Annotated in this window: 12 protein-coding genes and 3 pseudogenes; 10 read left to right on the top strand and 5 right to left on the bottom strand. The window is 67.4% G+C overall.

What is annotated here, in order from left to right; translation table 11 throughout:
* Nucleotides 1-118, top strand: a pseudogene (locus ACIP4P_RS44860) (IS5/IS1182 family transposase); the annotation flags it as partial.
* A 96-nt stretch (nt 119-214) separates the two neighbouring features.
* On the opposite strand, the gene ACIP4P_RS44855 reads toward ACIP4P_RS44860, so the two are convergent.
* A complete protein-coding gene (locus ACIP4P_RS44855; protein ID WP_400930245.1) occupies nt 215-4,207 on the bottom strand; it encodes an amino acid adenylation domain-containing protein in 3,993 nt (1,330 codons plus the stop codon).
* Nucleotides 4,204-4,707: an SET domain-containing protein-lysine N-methyltransferase gene (locus tag ACIP4P_RS44850; protein WP_400930242.1), complete on the bottom strand. Its 504-nt coding sequence runs from the start codon at nt 4,705-4,707 to the stop codon at nt 4,204-4,206. Before ACIP4P_RS44850 ends, ACIP4P_RS44855 begins: the two co-directional genes overlap by 4 nt.
* 1,230 nt (nt 4,708-5,937) lie before the next feature.
* Between ACIP4P_RS44850 and ACIP4P_RS44845 the strand changes: the two genes are divergently transcribed.
* Both ACIP4P_RS44845 and ACIP4P_RS44840 read left to right on the top strand, forming a co-directional pair.
* The gene (locus ACIP4P_RS44845) at nt 5,938-7,410 is read left to right on the top strand and encodes a hypothetical protein (RefSeq protein ID WP_400930239.1); all 1,473 of its coding nucleotides are present in this window, start codon (nt 5,938-5,940) and stop codon (nt 7,408-7,410) included.
* Between the two features lie 1,395 nt (nt 7,411-8,805).
* Nucleotides 8,806-8,907: pseudogene (locus ACIP4P_RS44840) on the top strand (IS5/IS1182 family transposase); the annotation flags it as partial.
* A gap of 145 nt (nt 8,908-9,052) precedes the next feature.
* Here the strand turns inward: ACIP4P_RS44840 and ACIP4P_RS44835 are convergent.
* Nucleotides 9,053-10,330 (bottom strand): hypothetical protein, encoded by a 1,278-nt coding sequence (locus ACIP4P_RS44835; RefSeq protein WP_400930236.1) that lies wholly within the window; start codon nt 10,328-10,330, stop codon nt 9,053-9,055.
* 1,360 nt (nt 10,331-11,690) lie between these two features.
* Here ACIP4P_RS44835 and ACIP4P_RS44830 point away from each other — a divergent pair.
* Together ACIP4P_RS44830 and ACIP4P_RS44825 are read left to right on the top strand one after the other, a co-directional pair.
* Nucleotides 11,691-11,885, top strand: a pseudogene (locus ACIP4P_RS44830) (response regulator transcription factor); the annotation flags it as partial.
* A gap of 280 nt (nt 11,886-12,165) precedes the next feature.
* Nucleotides 12,166-12,795 (top strand): transposase, encoded by a 630-nt coding sequence (locus ACIP4P_RS44825; RefSeq protein ID WP_400930233.1) that lies wholly within the window; start codon nt 12,166-12,168, stop codon nt 12,793-12,795.
* Nucleotides 12,796-13,305: 510 nt separating this feature from the next.
* Here the strand turns inward: ACIP4P_RS44825 and ACIP4P_RS44820 are convergent.
* Nucleotides 13,306-14,469 carry a sensor histidine kinase gene (locus ACIP4P_RS44820; RefSeq protein ID WP_400930230.1) on the bottom strand — a complete coding sequence of 388 codons (1,164 nt, stop codon included), beginning with the start codon at nt 14,467-14,469 and terminating at the stop codon, nt 13,306-13,308.
* Between the two features lie 35 nt (nt 14,470-14,504).
* On the bottom strand, nt 14,505-15,164 hold the full coding sequence (locus tag ACIP4P_RS44815) for a response regulator (protein WP_400930227.1): 660 nt from the start codon (nt 15,162-15,164) through the stop codon (nt 14,505-14,507).
* Nucleotides 15,165-16,058: 894 nt separating this feature from the next.
* Here ACIP4P_RS44815 and ACIP4P_RS44810 point away from each other — a divergent pair.
* The 5 genes from ACIP4P_RS44810 to ACIP4P_RS44790 all read left to right on the top strand — a co-directional run bounded on the left by ACIP4P_RS44810 (nt 16,059) and on the right by ACIP4P_RS44790 (nt 18,036).
* A complete protein-coding gene (locus tag ACIP4P_RS44810; protein ID WP_400930224.1) occupies nt 16,059-16,355 on the top strand; it encodes a hypothetical protein in 297 nt (98 codons plus the stop codon).
* Between the two features lie 13 nt (nt 16,356-16,368).
* Entirely contained in the window at nt 16,369-16,908 is a 540-nt protein-coding gene (locus ACIP4P_RS44805; RefSeq protein WP_400930221.1) for a hypothetical protein, read from the top strand.
* A 65-nt stretch (nt 16,909-16,973) separates the two neighbouring features.
* Nucleotides 16,974-17,318: a helix-turn-helix domain-containing protein gene (locus ACIP4P_RS44800; protein ID WP_400930218.1), complete on the top strand. Its 345-nt coding sequence runs from the start codon at nt 16,974-16,976 to the stop codon at nt 17,316-17,318.
* On the top strand, nt 17,255-17,512 hold the full coding sequence (locus tag ACIP4P_RS44795) for a winged helix-turn-helix domain-containing protein (RefSeq protein ID WP_400930215.1): 258 nt from the start codon (nt 17,255-17,257) through the stop codon (nt 17,510-17,512). Before ACIP4P_RS44800 ends, ACIP4P_RS44795 begins: the two co-directional genes overlap by 64 nt.
* A gap of 29 nt (nt 17,513-17,541) precedes the next feature.
* The gene (locus tag ACIP4P_RS44790) at nt 17,542-18,036 is read left to right on the top strand and encodes a transposase (protein ID WP_400930212.1); all 495 of its coding nucleotides are present in this window, start codon (nt 17,542-17,544) and stop codon (nt 18,034-18,036) included.
* Nucleotides 18,037-18,833: the final 797 nt, after the last annotated feature.

The raw sequence follows: 18,833 nt of genomic DNA, 5'->3' as shown, positions 1-18,833 counted from the left end.
CGCCTGGCTCGAAGGCTTCCGCCGCCTCCACCGCCGCTACGAACGCAAAGCCGACCACTTCGCCGCCTTCGCCAGCATCGCAGCAGCCCTCATCTGTACTCGCAGACTCTCCAAATGAGATGTCTTCTAAGAGCTGACTGGTCCCAGCACTGTTGGGCCGGCCACCGTGGTCGCGGTGGCCGGCCCAACAGGTTTTCCCCGATCGCTTCGAAGGTCAGGCGGGAGCTGCCTTCCGGTGCCGGGTTGGGACGCCCTCATAGCAGAGTTCGGGGAGCAGCCGTTCCTGCTTCATGACCACACTGTGCGCGGCCACCGTCGCGCCCTCGCCCACAACGGCCCCGTACAGCAGCACTGTGTTGGTAGCCAGCGTGGCGCGGGCACCGACCCGGATGCGGGCGATCTTGAGGACCCTGTCCTCGAACGTGTGTGCCTGGAACATGGCGCTGACCGTCGCCCCGTCGCCGATCTCGATCATGTCGGGGTCCACGACCTGCGCGAAGCCCTCTCCCAGCACCACACGCTTCCCGATGCGCATGCCCATTCGGCGCAGGTACAGGGGCAGCAGCAAGGTCCCCTCCAGCGGGGTGAGAAAGGGCTTGGCGACGACGGCCCAGACTACGTAGAGGAAGTCCCAGCGGCTGCACCAGCAGGTCCACAGGCCGTGGGTCGCCGGACGGACGCGGCCGAGGAGGGCCCACTTCAGCGCGAGGACCGCACCGCACGGCAGCGCCGCCCACAGGAGTGTGACCGCCGAGAGGGTGAGTGGCATCCACACAGGCGGCACTATGGCGCCTGCCGTGTCGACCGCGAGTAGCCATCCTGCCGCTTCGACTACGAGGACGGCTGGGATGGCGAACCTGGCCAACTCCCAGAACCACCGACTGATCCGGCGCGTCGCGGACGGTTCGTGGGTCATGCTCCGGTCAGCCTGGATGATCTCGCGCCTGGGCAATTCGAAGGCGGGGTGGCCGAACCAGGAGGTGCCAGGCCGCAGGCCACTGTGGCCCGCGGAGGTGGCGATACCGATCAGCAGACCGTCGGGCAGCGTGCGGCCGCAGGGGAGCACAGCATGGTTCCCGACGAAGGTCGCCTCGCCGAGGCGCAGAGGTGCGAGGCGCACGGTACCGCTGTGGATCCGGGGCCCGCCGAGGTAGATGCCGTCGGCGAGGAAGGAGCCTTGCCCGATACGGACGAGCTCGGGAACGACGTCGATGACTGTGCTCACCTCGCAGTCCCGGCCGACCTGCATGCCCGCCAGACGCAGCCACCGTGGCCACAGCAGGGTTCCACTGAGCCACGTTCCGGCGGAGTCGACCATGCCGGTCTTCAGCCAGATCCGGATGTAGCCGGGGCTCCAGCGGCTGATCACCCCGGGGTCGGCCGCGCCGAGCAGCCGTACCGTCAGGGCTTGGAGGAGGAGGGAGGACGCGACTCCGAGGGACGCGCCGGCGGCGAAGCAGAGTGCCAGCGGGAGACTTTCCGGCGTATGCCCCGATGATTCGTCGCCGGAGCCGCCGAGCGTGAGTGCCAGGATGGCCAACAGAACGTACGGTGCGGCAAGGACGGCCTGAAGTCCTGCCTGGGCGAGCAGCGTCGCGGCCCCGTGAACAGCTGGGGAGAGCTCCCTGCCCGGGTGGGTGAGCGTGGGTACAGGGGGTACCGGGCCGATAGGACGGGCCGGTACCCCGTCCGCCATCTCGCCAGCCGGGATTCGCCCGCCGACGGGGAGCGAGGACAGTGCACTCAGCCAGGCGCCCACCCCGACGTGGGTGTACGGGCCGATACCGGCCCGGACATCGAGAGTGGACCTGTCGCCGAGCAGGACGGGGCCGAAGACGACCTGACCCTGTTCCAGACTCACGAGGCGGACGGCGGCGTCTTGACTGAGGGTGACGTCGTCGCCGATCTCCAGCAGGTCCCACCCGCCGCGGGACAGGTCCACTCCGCGGTGGATGTGAACGCGCTTGCCGATCCGGGCGCCCAGCGCGCGCAGGGCCATGCATTGGTACTCGGTGCCGGCTATGGACCGCCACGGCACGATTCGCACCGCCTGGCGAACCAGCCAGATCCTCACGGCCCTGTCACTCCACACCGGAACGCTCTCCGGCACGTAAACGCCGACCAGTGCCCGCTTGGCGGCAACAACGGCCAGCACGGCTACCGGGGCCAGCAGAAGGCGCGTCAGCGGCAGTACCACCGGGGCCAGGAGCAGCATCGGAATCGCACCGATCATGCCGTATACCAGCGGGAGCAGCCGGAACCCGACCAGGTAGGCAGGCACGGACACGACGAGCAGTCCGGCGGTGAGTCCCACTGTCTGGACCACGGTTGCCAGGAAGGGGTTCCCCAGCGCGGGAACGTCAGGTGGGGGTGAGGCCGAGCCGGTGGGGGAGACGACGCGGGGGGACTGCCGTTCAGCGACTTGTGCCAGCCCTCGTACGGTCCGCGCCTTGTAGACGTCGCCCACCGCGAGCGAGGCAGTGGAGGGGTAGGCGCGGAGACCCGAGATGAGTTGTGCGGCGTGCAGTGAGCTTCCGCCGAGACTGGTGAAGAAGTCCGCGTCTGCGTCGACGTGGGCGAGTCCCAGAACTTGGCTGGCCGTTTTGGCGATCAGCCTGAGCACGCCTTCCCCAGGATCAGCCGCAGCCGCCTCGTGGTTACCGGACGAGAGAGACGAGGGCGCAGGAAGCAGGAGTGGCAGGCGGTCGCGGCGTAACTTTCCGCTGACGGATCGCGGCAGTTCGGTGATGAAGCCGAAGCGTGCGGGCACCATGTGGGCCGGAAGTTCCTGCCGCAGTCGGCCGGCGAGGTCGTCAGGCAGTGGGGGCTGGAAGGGATCGGCCGGGACGATGTGAGCGGCGAGGATCTGTGCCGGCCCCTGGCCTTGGACGCGGCAGGCCGCCTCACGGACCCCGGGAGCGAGGGTGAGATGCGCTTCAACGGCCTCCAGCTCGATCCGGTAGCCGCGTAGCTTGACCTGCGCGTCGGCACGACCGTGGTAGACGAGTGCACCGTCCGTCTCCCGGTGGACCACGTCCCCGGTTCGGTACAGGCGGCCCAGACGAGGGTGGACGGGGAAACGGGAAGACGTCAGCTCGGGCTGGTTGAGGTAGCCAAGGGCGAGCCCTGTGCCGCTCATGCACAGTTCGCCCCTCTCACCGAGGGGAACGGGCTGAAGGTTGTCATCGAGTACCCAGGCGCGCATGCCTGGTACGGGGTGGCCGATGCCGATCCGTTTGCCGGGGCGGATGTCCTGGCGCACGCAGGTGACGGTGCACTCGGTCGGGCCGTAGCCGTTGACCATGCGGGGGCCCACCGACCACGTGGCGGCGATGTCTTCGGGAAGGGCTTCACCGCCGACGTAGAGCAGCCGCAGATCGGGAAGCTCCTGTTTCGGGTCGGTGCATCCCGTCGATCGCAGCAGCGTGGGAGGCGGGCACAGGACGGTGATCCGCTCGCATCGCAGCCAGGGCATCAGGTCCGGTCCGAGGCGCACCGCTTCGTCGTCCATCACGACCAGAGTGGCGCCGGATGCCAGGGCCATCCAGGTCTCCTCGACGGACGAGTCGTAGGCGCAGGAGGAGCTCTGCGCGATCCGGTCGCCGGGGCGGAGACCGAATTCCGTGATGTCAGAGCGGATGAGGCTGACGATGCTGCGGTGGGAGATCATCACTCCCTTCGGCCTGCCGGTAGTCCCGGACGTGTAGATGAGATAGGCGGGTTGGTCGGGGTCGGCGGAGACCGGGAACGGACCGGGTGACGGCTTTTCGACCTGGTCGATCGCCAGGAGCCGGCCTCCGTATCCCGCCTGCTGGAGCCGAGTCTTTCCGACAGTGTCGGTCAGTACCAGTGAGGCATGGCAGTCGGCGAGGACGGCGCACAGGTGCTGATCGGGGAACACCGGATCGAGGCATACATGTGCGGCACCGGCCCTAAGCACACCGAGTTGGGCAGCGTAGAACCACGGGGTTGTCCGCGGCAGCAGGACGGCGACCACGTTGTTGGGCCCGGCGGCCGTAAGGAGGGCTGTGGTCAGTGTGTCCGCCTGGGCCTTGAGCTCGGTGTAGGTCAGTGCCTGTCGGCGTCGGCCGTCCGATGGTGGTAGTTCGAGGGCCGTGGTCCGCGGCCACCGACGCACGGCCGCGTCGAACAGGATGGGCAGTGTGAGGGCGGCGTTGTCCAGCTGCCGCGTCGCCAAAGGGGTCATTGCCGTGTCATGTCGGGGTCGGCAATATCTTCAAAGTCCGCTGCGACCGCAGGGTAGGCGAGCGCCAGGTGCTCCGCCAGCCGCAGCAGCAGTCGCTTCCGGTGGGTCGGCGCCGCAGTGGTGAAGCCTGCGATGCGTCCCTCACAACTGCCGCTTCCGCAAGAGCAGTCGAACGGCGATGCCATGACCGCCTCGGTGGTGTTGTAGTGGAAGGTCACCTCCTGACCTCGGAGAATGTCCGTCATGGCGAACACCCGCCGTCCTTCGATCCTGGCACTGGGCTCGCAGCTGTGGTTCATGAACCGCCAGGGATACGCGTCGAGGAGCTGTTCCTGCCCTACATCGTCGGACACGTCCACGTGGACGTGCCGGCCAACCTGGACCGAGTGGCGACTCGGTGTGTCCGTGAGCGTGCCCTCGATGGTGAAGATCAAGGTGCCGGCGGCAATCGGGGTGCAGGCGATGAGCGCGTACTCGCCCTGCGTCCGCAGTACCCCCACCTTTGCCGAAGTCCGTACGGTCGGGACCTGTGAGCGAATCAGGGAGCCTGTGGCCGCTGTCGCAGAGACGGAGCCGGGAGATACGACAGCGGTGTCCTGTGTGAACTGTCCTGGGGGCATGAAGGGGCCCTTTCGAGAGAAAGTCCTTATCCGGATGTTTCCCAGTCGTGTTCGGTCGCCCGGAGTTCGGCCAAGCAAGGCCGTCCGGTCCGGTGACTCAGAGAAGCATTCAGGGAAACAGGCCGTGTTGCCGAGCACTTCGTCGTGAAGTGACAGATTTCTGGCTTCTCGCGTTGTCCACGTTCGATGATCGCGGATCAAGGCCCCACTCACTGCGACGATCCACTGGCACTCCGGGGCCCGTGGCGTTGGCAACGGGGCTGGACAGACGACCGGTGGGACCCGCACATGTTGGAGAGGCATCGAGAAGGCACGGGCAAGGGCAGTGAGGGGACGGTGCGGATCCTATAGAGTCCTATCGGTCAATGGTTCTTGTCCTGCATAGCGATACGACTTCAGTTCGCCCGAGGGAAAATGCACCGCTCAGCCATTTTCATGACTGGTGCCCTCACAGTGCTGGCCTCTGCTACCGCGTGCTGAAACCAGTACCGATCACTACGCAGCGCTCGGCGATTCCCTGACCGGTGTACCGATACCAGATCCCCGCAGTCCTGCGGGAGCGGCTGTCCCACGCGCCGAAATTTGCGGATCCTCTATCCCGCGGAGTGGGGGAGCAGGGCGCAGCACGGTGTTGTGGTGGGGCGCCGGATGCACTGTTGGACACGATCCGGCCCGCCCTGGACCGGTTCCCCTCCCAAGGTAGCGGGCCCCAGCGCCGGCTGCGCCGGTACCGAGACAACAAGTACGACAGGAAGGAACGGGCATGAACCGGGACGACGTCGGTGACGAGGAGCGGGACGCAGTGCTGGGGCGGCAGACCCAGGAGGGCGCGGCCGACGACGAGGACGGCTACGAGCACCGGCAGGCACAGGGCTGAACTCGAGCCAGGGCTGGGCTCAGGACGCGGGACACACAGACGGGAGGAACACGGGTGAGGTATCCGCTGGAGCGGAGAGGGTCCCATGCAGGGTCCGACAGGGCGGTGCCCGGCCCGCTCCACCAAGTCGGCGAGGTGCGGAGCTGATGCCCTGGCCCAGCGGCACAAGTACGGAGCCGGACCCGCGATGGCGCCCCACCCGACAAAGCCCTGGCCAGGCACCGTGGCTGCTCATGCCCGAGAGCGAGCGTCAGCTCGGCCCCGACCTGCTCGGCGCGCACCTGCGGGATGCCTGGCAGGGCGGCGCCGCCACCACGGCCTCCTGGCAGCGCGGGAGCACTCTTTACACCCTCATCCGCCACGGTGAGAGCGCCCACCTGTACGCCGTGCGTTCCTCAGGCAGCGTGGCAGCCCTCGCACTGGGCGTCCCCACTGACCGGGCCGAGACGGTCTGGCGGCTGCTAACCTGCGCCCAGGCCCCGCAAGAACCCCTGGCCCAGCTCGCCCTGGAGGACCTGGCGACCGCCGGGCTGGCCCCACACGGTGCGCTGGACGAGCTCGACGCGATGGAACGTGCCCGCCACCAGGACGGCCGGTCATTCGTCGAATTCGCCCGTGCCAGCGGCGTCCTGCCCGAGGCCGAGGCCGAGCGCCTCACACGGGATGCGGAGCCCGACCCGGTGCGCCTGGACGCCGTGCAGCGGGAGATGGCCGGCTACGCGGATGACCTGCTTGCCCGCTGGGCCCACGGTCCCTGGTTCGGCCTCCTGTCCGCCCGCATGGCGTGCCTGGCCCAGCCCCACCCGGACCGTGAGGGGCTGGAGCAGTGGTGGGACCCGCCGCAGGGACCGTCCGGCGAACGGGGGTGTGGAGCCCACGTGTGCTCAGGGCGGTGTGAGGACCTCGACTGGCGTGGTGGGCGCCCGCACGCCCACCGCAGTATTGCCGAGCTGCATGCCCAGCTGGCCGAGGCCGAGCGCAGCGTGGTGCGGGCAGCCGGGCGGCTTGCCGCGGTCCAGGGCTTCGATGTCCGGGCGCTGCGGCAGCAAGCGATCCACGAGGACGGGCCGGCCTCGGTGCGGCTGCGCACACGGGTAGCGCACCTGACTCAAGCGGCTGCCGCGATGGCCGCCGCCGTGCGGGAACAGCGCCGCCGCGCCCGGGACCTCGGGCGCCGGCGGGAGTATCTGGCGTACACGCAGGAGTGGTCCAGCCGCGCGGCCCGACCCGCCTGGTGGTGGTGGCTGAGGCTGCGTTCGTCGCGGGCAGGTCGGGCCGTCTGCCGGGCCAGGCAACGCGTCCACCTGGGAGAGGCCAGGAGAGCGTGGGAACGCAGCGAGTGCGCCGCGGGCTGGGTGCGCGCTCTCATGGCCGGTGCCCGGGCCCGGGCACCGTGGTCAGCAGACCCGCTGGGCGACTTGGCACGGCTCCTGGAGGACCTGCCGCGCCTACAGGAGGAGGCGGTGGCCGCCGATCTGCTGGCTGTGGCCGGGCGCGTGAGGCGCCTGGAGCGGGAGGCACAGGTATGGCGGAGCCTGACCGCCTGGTCCTGGTTGTGGTGGCAGGGTGTGGAACACGAGCTGGCGATCCGCCACCACTGCGGGGCCAGACCCGCGGTGGCGCCGCTGCTGGCGGAACTGCCCCTACAGGACGCGGTCCTGGACCTTTACCGGCGCATCGAGTTCCGGCCTGGGGCAGGAACTTAGCATGCGGCGGCGCCACCACCGAGGGCCTGGGTCGTGTTGTGGCGGAGGTCATGCGAGGGGCAGGGGGATTTGAGTAGGTCGCGCATGCGATCCTGCTCGTCCTGGCTCATCTGTAGCACCTCGGCCACCCAGGTCAGCCCGTTCGAGTACCTCGTTGGCTTCCGTGCAGGCAGTGCAGCTGCGTAAATCCGGTGCGAGCCGCCCGAGCTGGTGGAGCCAACAACGGGGTTATCCGGATCCGCCATGTCTCCCTCTTCTTTCGGCCTCCCTCTGCCGGACGGATCAGGGTCTCAGAGTGCACCGATGTCTGGTCAGGAATCGTGAAGGCCCCGTCGGCCAGGGGCGATGGCCTGCGGGGCCAGCCGGTGGCGGCGGACGTTCGCCTCGACACCGGTCTACCAGTTGTGCGGAGAAGAAGCCCGTTGGTTCTCGTACAGCCCATCGGTTTTCTCCGCCTGGCCCGGGCACCGTGTAGTCGTCCATGAGAGCTTCCACTACACGGTTCAGCCCGGCTGGAAGCTTCCACCGCAGCCGTTCACGTGACACCGAGAACGCAGCGCTGGGTGTGGCCTCCGTACGACCAGAGCGCCCCGACAGCCCGGACATCGCGACGTTCCAGGCGATCCGCGCCCACCGGCTCGACGGTTGCCCCACGGCCGCACCCCACAGTGTCTTCTATGAACTCGCGGAAGGCATCGCCCGGTTCGCGGAGAATGCCTATGTCACCATCGCGCACCAGAGGTACCACTAGCCGGCCAAACCGGACCTCTACACCGGACACGGGATGCTGGACTGGCTCGGCCGCACAGGCGGTTACCCCGTCGGGTCCACCCTAGGGGCGGACCTCGACCGACGTGGCCACATGGAATGGCGTGACGCAGCCCGCGAGGGCATCGACCTGGCCGCCTATCTCGCCCAGATCACCCCCCATACCGTCGCCGACCGACCGCCAGAGGCTCGGTCCGCGTACCGATGAGCACAACGCGACGAATGGTCCTGGGTGCCGCGATGGCCGCGCCCTTGCTGGCTCAGTTCGCCAGCACCGCGTGCGGCGCTGCTGTAGATGACAAATGGGGCACGGTCAGCGACGGTTGGGTCGAGGTCCGCTGGACTCCGGACGCCAGGGCCCGGGTCGGCCGGTTCCAGGCGATGGTCGAAGCCGTGGCGCCGGCTCAGCCGGTCAGGGAATCTCACGGTTCGGCGGCGCGGTTCCCTGTGCGGTCCGGCACGGGTAATCTCTCGCTAACCGACGTCCCTACGGCCCAGGGCCGTGGTGGTTTGGCAGGCGGGATCGCGGTACGCACCCCGAACGCCACCTTCCAGGTGGTCAACCTGGAGGGCGCTTTGGAGGAGTGCATGCTGTCCAGGAAGTGCCTGGTCAACGGTATCGACGTACGCAACTCTCCGTACAAGATCCTCCGCGACTGCCGACAGAAAAGCGACGGCCTGCACCACGCGGTGCAGGCCGTCGCCCACATGCACAACCTCGCCCGAACCGCACGAACCAGCAGGCCAGGCCACAGACAGATCTGCCGGCAACCAGACTTCTGCAACAAGCTTTAGCCGAGGTCGACGGCGCCTGCTCGAACAGGCTGGCCTCCTGCATCCGGAGATCTTCCTGACGCTTACATCCCGTAGCGGGTCAACCCGCCCCCATCCGCGGCCCGTGGGCACTCGCCTTCGGTCCAGCGCTGCTTGCTTTGGAGCCCTGTCGGAGCTCATGCCGTAGAGCAGGAGGGATCCCGCTGAACAGCTGCTCTGCCCAGTGGGCATGTGTGGTGGCGGATTCGGTGTATCCCAGGGTCAGTTGGGCATCAGCTATGGACAGCAGGTACCGGGCCGAGAACGGAAAGTCCGTCCCCTGGGTATGGCCCGGTGAGCTTTTGTCCAGGACCAGCGAAAAGTGTTCCAGCGCTCGCTCGGCGTGCCCCATGTGCTGCCAGACAGTGCCGGCAGTGAGAGCCAACCAGTCGGCCCCTATCTCTCCCACGAACGGCTGGAGGAAGACATCGTGGTGCGCGGGGATCGAGGCCAGAGTTGCGGCGGCGTGGTCCAACGCACGGGTACCGGCGTCGGTCTCGAATCGGCTGGCATGAGCACGGGCTTGCCTGGCCTGGAGGAACGCCCGGAGACGGGGGGATGGGGAAGGCGTGATCGTTCGCGCCGCCTCGATGAGACCGAGGGCTTCTCCCGGAGTGCCAGCGTGCGCGTGGACCAGCGCGAGGTTCCCGAGGAAGGCGGAGGCTGCATCCGAAACCCCGGTGGCTGCCGCAGCTCGGACCGCTGCAAGATAGTACGACTCCGCATCGGCGTATTCCGCAAGGTTCCAGCCGATGGCCCCGCCCAGCCCAGCGGTGCGCATGACGAGTTCGAGCAGACGGATTCCAGTGCCTTTGCCGTAACCGCCCTCAGCCAGCAGGGCGGTGAGCAGACGGTACTCCCCGCGGATCGCGGGGCGGAGTGCTGTAGGGGTGAGTTTGAACTGCATCTGCCTGAGGGCATCTACCCGGGCCTCGATGAGAGCCAGTGTCTCGACAGTGACAGCGAGTCCCTCTCTGCTGAACGCCAGGGGCCTCACGACACCAGCCACCAGACTGTGTGCGAATTCTGCCAGAGCGCGGCCGGTGAGGGCTAGCTGGCGAGGTGCCTGCGTCGCTGGGACTCGGTCGGCTTGATGCAGGAATGTCCGGGTGCCCATCGGAGTCCAGGGCTGGTCGGCCAGGGTGGCATGAGGCACGGCCAAGGCCAGCCAGTCGGGCCAGCTCCGCCTGACCACCTCCTCATGAGGCACATGGTGGATGTGCGCGATCGCCAGCTGGGTCGTGGGCGAGGGAACCACACGGCCGGACTCCCATCGCGAGACCTTCTCACGCCGTGCGGCCATGTGGCCGAATCCCAGATCCGCATGGGTCTTGGCCACAAGTCTCGCGTATGTGGTGTGACTCAAGCCAAGGACCGTTCGAAGCGATTTCAGTGGGTGCCCTGCCAAGCCAGCTTTCCTTAGTAAGTTGTGCGGTGAAGGTCGAGCCGTATCGGCGAACCCCCAGATACGGCCTACTGAAAGAATGTTCTGGACGCATGGTCTCACCGGAACTTCCCGCTGCAGCTCGGAACAACCCAGAACCCCGGAACGGCGCGGCGAGGCTGAACACGTCCAAGCCGCCGTCCACTGGTTGAGCATCGTCGTGCAGAAAACCGTTCCAGGTCGCGCGAGGGCATCGAGCGATGCCCGGCCAGATAGCACGCCTGGGCAGGCAACGAATCTCAGGCGTCAGGAGCCGACTAAGAACGCGGTGGGAAGCGGCCGGCAGACCGTGTCCGGAGCGCCCGCACGAAAAGTAGCCAGCCCCAGCCTCAGCCCTTCATCGGAAGCCGGTCGATCACAACGCTGATGTTCAAGCCCCGCTGTCGGCATCCTGTGACGAAGCGGATCCAGCTCGGTCGTGCAACCCTTTGGGCGGGGCCCGGCGGTCGTGTGCAGCAGCAAGCTGAGTCGAGTGGTTCGACGCGGTCTTATTGGCCCCCGCAGAGCCCCGGAGTTTCGGAAGGCTGCAATCATCCTCTGGCCCAAGCCCGAAAGGGGGCTGAGCTTCTCCGCTGTTATGACGAGGGGCCTTCACAGGCGTTACCTGGGCGGCGGCACCTCCGCATGCAGGAGGCATGACCGCTAGGGCCGCGACACCAGCAACGCTTGTCATGTAAGGGTTCAAATACGTCTCCTGTACGTAATGGCGTGGAGGGCGCAGAACCTGTCGCTGTCCATTGAGCCGTCGGATTGGACCTTTGCGGCCCTCCTGTACGCCTGACTTCGGCCCCTGTGGAAAGAATTTCGAGAGCGGATCCAGTTCCGTATGGCTAGGGTGCCTCGTCGCTTGGCACATAGTTAAGCCGTCATCCTGACAACTCATCAAGGGATCTACTGCGGCGCCGTGCTGGCAAAGGAGCTGTTTCCGGCCATCGCCCCCCACCTGGCGGGTTGACCTCCTGCAGTCCAGTCCTGCCCTATGGTCTTTGGGTTCCTACGGTGCGGAGTCATGGGTGCTGTGGCATGGCGTCGTGTTTCGGCCACGCCCCGGGCCACGGTCTGGCCAGGTGGCGAGACGATCCACCCACCCTGCCAGGATGAAAGAACATCAGATACTAGGTTGTCGACCGGCCGGTCTGGGTGCGACCCGGTTGTTCTTGGGGCGGCGCCCGCAGGTTCGCGGCGCTGGGGACGGGCAGGCTCTGAACGGTCGGCCAGACCTCAGAGGAACAGCACCACAGGGGTGAGACCGAGCGTGATCCGGGTTGCAGTGGTGGACGACGAGGCGTTGAGCCGGACAGGTTTCAGCCTGATCCTGAACGCCGCTGACGACATTGAAGTGGTGGCCGCGATCCCCGGCGAGCAAGCGCTGGAGGCCATTGCCGCGCTCGCGCCAGACGTGCTGCTGCTGGACATCTACATGCCCGACATCGACGGCTTGACCATCCTGCCCGCCTGACAGTGAGGATGTTCACGAGCGTCTCCCGGCGGCGTCTGACCCACCGCCTGACTGACCTCGGGTCCTCAACGGGGCCTGTCGGCCCGGTCCGGGAGCCGCTCGTGTGTATCTACCGACCCGGCTTGCGTGACTTCATAAGAGCCTGGCCAGAGGCCCCATCACTGTCCTGTCCGCCCGCCGCACGGGGATACCCAAGCAGCGCGACAGCCGGGTAGAGGTCCTGCGGAGCCCGCGAGTGGACCGCCGCAGCGCGGTGCACCAACATGCCGACGTGGCACGGCAGATGAAGACGCTGATCATCACCGCTCCGGAAGAACTGCGGGCCGCACCGGGGGAGCTGGGAGACCGGCAGCTGATCGTCACGTGCGCCGCCTGGCGCCCGGACGGGAAGCGGGCCGGCGAACCGGTCGTCGCCGCCAGGCTGGCGCTGCGGACCCTTGCCCGCCGTCACCAGCGTCTCGGAGAGGAGATCGCTGGGCTGGAAGAGATCATCACCCCGCTGGTCACCGACATCGCCCCGGCCCTGCTCGCCCTGAAGGGCGTCGGCGCCGACGTCGCCGGGAAGCTACTGGTCACCGCGGGGGAGAACCCCGAGCGCCTGCGCTCCGAGGCGGCCTTCGCGATGCTCTGCGGCGTCGCGCCCCTGCCCGCCTCCTCCGGCCGCACCCACCGCCACCGCCTCAACCGAGGCGGTGACCGAGGCGCTAACGCGGCCCTCTACCGCATCGTCCTATGCCGCCTGCGCTGGGACGAACGCACCAAGCAGTACACACAGCGCAGGACCACCGAAGTCCTCTCGAAGAAGGAGATCATCCGCGGCCTCAAGCGGTTCATCGCCCGAGGGATCTACCAGGTCCTGACCACACGCATCACCACCGAGCAGCTCACCACCGCTGCTTGACATCAATAAGAGCATCCGTCCTGCACCGCCTGACCGAGCCCCCGAAACCGCCCGTCGTAGCCATGCTGACCACCTTCGACACCTTGCTACCGCCATCAGTGGCACGGTGCTCACGGGTCGTCGCACCCCACCGGATCGACCCTCTCGGGGCGGAGCATCCGCCCCACGGCGCGAGGGCAGTCGGCCCTACCTCCGAAGGCGGCTACAAGGTGCGCGCCGGATTGCCCGACCGCAAGGCACTGAGCGCCAGTCGACCGAGGGCTAGTTCGTGCGCCGCAAGAAACACGAAGCATGTAGCCTCTCGGCCTCTTGAGCATGACGTCGGTCCGTCATGTCCGGCACCTTCGCATTGCCACCGTTGCCGGGTGCGCCGGCGCCAGAGAAGGACCAGCCACGACGGGAACATGAGCGCTTGCGACTGCACTGGCTCACGTACTTGCTGACAAGTTCCGGCCAGAGCACCCGCGGGTAGCTTCGGCTTCGTCGTCGGCAGCGACTGCCGACTGTCCGTCAGTGTCGTCGGTTGGGCAGTGTGGCATGAATCCGGTAGCCGCCGTCGGAGGTGGGGCCGTGGTTCAGAGTGCCGTCGAGGTTCTCGGCCCGCTCCCGGAGACCGATTATTCCGGTGCGGGAGCCGGGTAGCCACCGTTCCGGTCTGGTCGCGGGCATGTTGGTCACGGTCACCTCCAGCCCCCGACCCTCCTGGTTGATCTCCACCACGACACTGGCGCCCGGGGCGTGTTTGCGTACGTTGGTCAGGGCCTCCTGGACGATCCGGTAGACGGCACGCTGGACGGTGGCACTGGTGTCGTCGGGTACCTCACCCACCAGCCGGGCGTCCAGACTGCTGCCCGCCACCAGGTCCGCGAGCTGTGCTGCGGTGGGCTGGGGGCTGATCTCGGTGTCCCGGCTGCCGGAGGCCCTCAGCAGGGTGACCATATGCCGCAGTTCGTCCAGCGTGGTCACGCTCAGCTTGCGGATGGTGCGCGCCGCCTCCCGGGTGTCGGCACCATCAGCGCCGACCTGGAGTGCACCGGCCCGCACCGCGATCAGGCTCACCTGGTGGGAGACCACATCGTGCATCTCCCGCGCCAGCTGCGCCCGTTCTCGCGCCAGCACGGCCTGCGCGTGCAGCTCACGCTCGTGCTCCTGGGCCTCGTGAAGCTCTGAAAGGCTCCGGGCAAGTTCCCTGCGCTTGCTGACCAGCCGCCCCAGCGCGCTCATCGCGCAGGCGCCGAAGACCGTGCCGTACAGCTGGTTAACGGAGAACCGCGGGCCGACCACGAGGTCCGCCGGAAGCTCGCACATACGGTAGTACTCGTAGAGATTGGTCACGCCCACGTACAGCGCCGCGGCGCCGAGTGCCCCCCGCGACGAGCGCTCAGCAAGAGTGAAGCCGGCTACCAGCAGTGCCAGCATGCCGTAGTGAGTTGTCGTGACTCTCACTGCGAGCAGGACGATGAACACCAGGACCGGCCACCGTCTGCGCAGCAGCAGGAGGAGCGCGGCCGCAGTGCCCACCATCGTCATCTTCGGGTCCAGATAGACCTCCATGTGGGAATGGCTCCCGTCCACGAGGTGCACCCTCTCGGCGTTCACCAGGGCATCGACCAGCGCCGCCGACACCAGCAAACCGTCCACCGCCCACGGCGGCAACGACCGCACGGCCCGCATGCACGCCCACATACGCGCAGTCCGACCAGCCCAGCTCACAGGTTCCCGTCCTCGGCGAGCACACCGGCCCGCTGCGCCCACAGGGCGGCCTGCACACGGTTAGCCACCGACAACTTCACCAGGAGCGTGCCAACGTGGGCCTTGACGGTACCCGCGCTCAGGTGCAGTCGCGCCCCGATCTCGGCATTGGAGAGCCCTTGAGCCAGACCACGGAGGACCCTGCGTTCCCATCCGGTGAGCATGGAGACATCAGCAGCCGCGGAATCGAGCCCACGGTGGTGGCGCAAGTAGCCGTCGACCACGGTCGGAACGACCTTCGGGGCCAGTACGACCGCGCCCTCGTACAGCGAGCGGACGGCGGGGGCGAGGTCGTCGGGGTCGGTGTCCTTGAGGAGGTAGCCGGAGGCGCCCGTGCGCAGGGCCTGGGCGACGTACTCGTCGGCGTCGAAGGTGGTCAGCATCGCGACGACGGGCGACTCCGGGAGTTCGGTCAGGTGGCGCAGGACGGTCAGACCGTCGACGTCGGGCATCCGGATGTCCAGCAGCACCACATCCGGGGCGTGGGCGGCGACGGCCTCCAGCGCCTGCCCGCCGGGGACCGCGGCCACCACCTCGATGCCGTCGGCGGCGCTCAGGATCAGGGAGAAGCCCGACCTGATCAACGCCTCGTCGTCCACCACCACAACCCGGATCACGTTCGACCCCCACCTTGGCGCCCCATTGCGTCAGATCCGGTCGGCTGCGCACGACCCGACCGCCCCGGCGCCATGTATCTGACCGGCGCGGTCCCGAGGATAGCCAGTCGCACCCGATCGATCTTCGGGGGAAGGGCCTGGTGACCGGTGGCGGGGTGTCCAGCCGATCCGCCTTCCGGCCAGACAACTGGGCGGAGAGCGGCTGGAATTCGATGCTGCATCTAGGCGTCCATCGTGTTCTCCTTCGCGGAGAACGCATGTCAGGCAGCAAGTCCAGCGGTATGGGGCTGGCCCCGCCGCATGGGGGGTGCTGGCCGGGAGGCACCCCGTGGCCTTGGGAATTTCTTGATTGATTGTCAGGAGCACGGATTAACTAGGCGCTGAGCGGCGACGCCCCGACGACTCGGGGCCGAGCCCGCTCGTAAGTCCATCCACACGGGGGCGGCGCCGGGTGCGCATGCACAGGGGCCGTAAGTGTCCAAGCCGACGGCTCCACAAGCAGCGCCTGGCGCCGCCCCGCTTTGTGCATGACGCAAAGGAAGAGTATTTGAACCGCAACACGGTACGTGTCGGTGGCGTCGCCGCTCTCGCCGCAGTGGCACTCGCGTTCGGCGGTGCCACCGCCCAGGCAGCCCCCGCACAGGCCTCCTCTCCGAGGCCGGAACCGCTCACCACGCAGGCTCCGGTGGGGGCGGCACCCGAGCACTGGACGATCGACCGTCAGGCGCCGGCCCCGGAAGTGCCCCCGGCCGCTACTCCCGGCGTCGTCACTCCGCTTCAAGGGTCGACGAGCACGACCGCGTGGGATCCGTATCTCCAGGCGCGCAACGTTCAGAAGGTACAGCGGATGTCTGCGGCCGCGACCGTCTCGATGCCGTGGCCGGCAACGGCCCGATGACAATGACGCTGACCCAGAGTCGGGCCATCGCCAGCCAGTGGTCGGCGACCGGCGGCATCTCGGCGGGGATGGTGTCCGCCGGCGTCGAGTTCAGCGTGACCGACACCGCCACCTACACCGAGTCGGGTGCCTTCGCCGTCCCGGCTGGTCAGTACGGGCACCTGGAGGCCTACCCGATGTTCGACCGCTTCACCTTCGACGTCTACGACACGCGCATCGGCGGCGGTGTCAAGGTCGGCAGCGGGGAGGCCCTTCACGGTTCGGGGTACTGCTACAGGCAGTGGACTAACTAGGAGAATTCGGCATATGCGTCGAATCCTCCCCGGCGCCGTGGACGGTCTGGCGGCCGCTCCCGTGGAGGCGTCCGTCCAGGCCGGCATCGACACCGTGCCGGGAACGGCCCAGGCGAAGGTCCTCGGTGTGGCGCGGATCTCGGAGACCGATGTGGTTCTCGCCGTCCGGAACAACATCTGCCTGTCAGCGTTCCTGCCGGACGCGCGCACAGGGCCGACCGGTACGGCATCGATCTCGTTCGGGGCACAACGCCCAGCCGTCGGCGCCGACTTCTCGGACGATCACCAGCAGCTCCCAGGGTCTGTACTCACCGGCCCGTACACGCTGGCCAAGAGCCCTGCGGCGCCGTTCACGACGGCGACCATCGGCTGCTTCGAGAAGGGCATCGCGCTCAGGATCGAAGGAGTCGACGGATCGGCGCAGGTGCGGAAGATCGCCGGTGATTCGCCCGGGTATCTGAAAACGGGTCGGTACGTCCTTCTGACGGTCGGAACCTCCGACGCGATCCGCTCCCTCGATCCAGACGCGTCCTCACTGGCAACCGGCTACTGAACTTGAAAGGGTGAAGCCGGGGCGTTCTCCTGCGAGCGACGGGTCGGACCCGGTAGCTCTCGGGTGTGGGATACGCGCAGGGCGGCGGCTTGACCGACGCCGAGAGGGCTGCTCGGGAGCGGGTGCGGCTGCAGGCCGTGGCCCGGTTCGAGGCGGGGGAGAAGACTCGGGAGATCGCTGCCGCGTTGCGGGTCTCGGAGCGGTCGGCGGAGCGCTGGTGCCGACGGTGGCGGGAGCTTGGTGAAGCCGGGGTCGTCTCCAAGGGCTCGCCGGGAAGGCAGAGGTTGACTGCCGCGCAAGTCGATTGGCTTGAGCGCGAGTTGGAGCGCGGACCGCTGGCCCACGGGTGGAGGACCAGCGTTGGACGCTGCCTAGGATCAAGACGCTCATCGGGTGTTTGTTCCACGTGACCTACACGGTGGAGGGCATCTGGGCCCTGCTCAAGCACCACGGCTGGTCGTGGCAACAGCCGGCCCGCCGGGCGATCGAACGCGACCAGTCAGCTGTCGAGTTGTGGAAGCGGGAGGTGTGGCCCACGGTAAAAGCACTGCGGCGGCTCGCGGAGCCTGGCTCGCCTTCGAGGATGAAGCCGCCCAGTCGCTGAGACCATCGCGTGCCAGAACCCGGGGCCGAGTGGGACGAACCCCGGTAGTCCACGTCCGCGGCAGGGGGTCCGGATGGGTCTCCGTAGCCGGGACGGCCTGCTACAAGAAGGGTGAACGGTCCAGGCTGATCCACAAATTCCGCTTCCACAGGGGCCGGAAGGGCGAGCCGAAGGCGTTCAGTAGGCAGGACTACCGCGACCTGATCGTCCGGGCCCGTACCCAGCTCGGTGGCCCGATCGTGCTGGTCCGGGACAACCTCTCCGCTCATCTGATGCCGCAGATGAAGGAGTTCATCGCCGCGAGCGCGGATTGGCTCACCGTCTTCCAACTCACGTTGTGTGCAGCGGATCTCAACCCGCGGGAAGGGATCTGGGCGCTGATGAAACGAGGGATCGGCAACCTCGCCGTCGTCAACGTCGACCACCTGGCCAAGGCCGTCAAGCGGCACCTCAAGAAGATCCAGTATCGCCCCCATCTGATCGAGAGCTGCCTCACGAGTGCGGGCCTGAACATGGACGACTGAGCACGACCAGACCCGACATCACGCTTTCAAGTTCAGTAGTGCACAGCAAAACCCTCAATGCCGACCACCATAATTCAGGTGTTGGCTGGGGTGTTGTTGGCGGGTGAGACCGGACGGATAGGGATTTATGGTGTTGGATGGCGGTTGTGCGCTGGGTGTGTCGCGGAACTATACCCCCTCGAACCTCATCAGAAGTGCCTCTGCCGTGCCTCTGGAGCTGAAGCCAGGACGCTCAAGCGCAGGCCGCTATATCGTCAACTCGTGATAGTCCATGGAGCTGACGCTAGGCTCCCACAAACAGCAAGGCTTTCTCGATCTCTAAAGGCCAAATAGCCTTGCCAATGGGCCATCGCCAGGCCCCGCGCCCAACACCCCAGACCCTATCGCCTAGCGACGGCACCAGTACGGTGGAGCCGAACGTTGCGCCAAGTCAGCCGGGCAGACGAGATACACGACCACGTGGGGACTTTTCCAGAACGGTGGCAATAGCTTGTGGGAGGTTACGTTGGATAGGGCTCTTGCCGTGTCTTCGACAAGCGAACGCGCAGATCGCATATGGAGGTTTTCGATGCCAGAATCCGCTTTCGCCATGGAGTGCGACCGAAAGATACGGACGGCCTCCATGGCCGCATTCATAGCTCTGCCTGCGGCACTCATTCCCGCTACCGCGCATGTGGCGGCCCCGGGCGCCGTTGCACTTCTGCCTCAGCGCGTTCCTCGCCGCCCGCGCCATGAGCCCGGTCACCGACCGCAGCTCGCTGGACGCCTGACGCGTCGTCAACTCCCCTGGAGGAAAG

Source organism: Kitasatospora sp. NPDC089509 (genome assembly GCF_044749365.1).
Classification (GTDB): Bacteria; Actinomycetota; Actinomycetes; order Streptomycetales; family Streptomycetaceae; genus Kitasatospora.
Note: the sequence above shows the minus strand (reverse complement) of the source record. Positions and strands in the feature narration are given on the sequence as shown.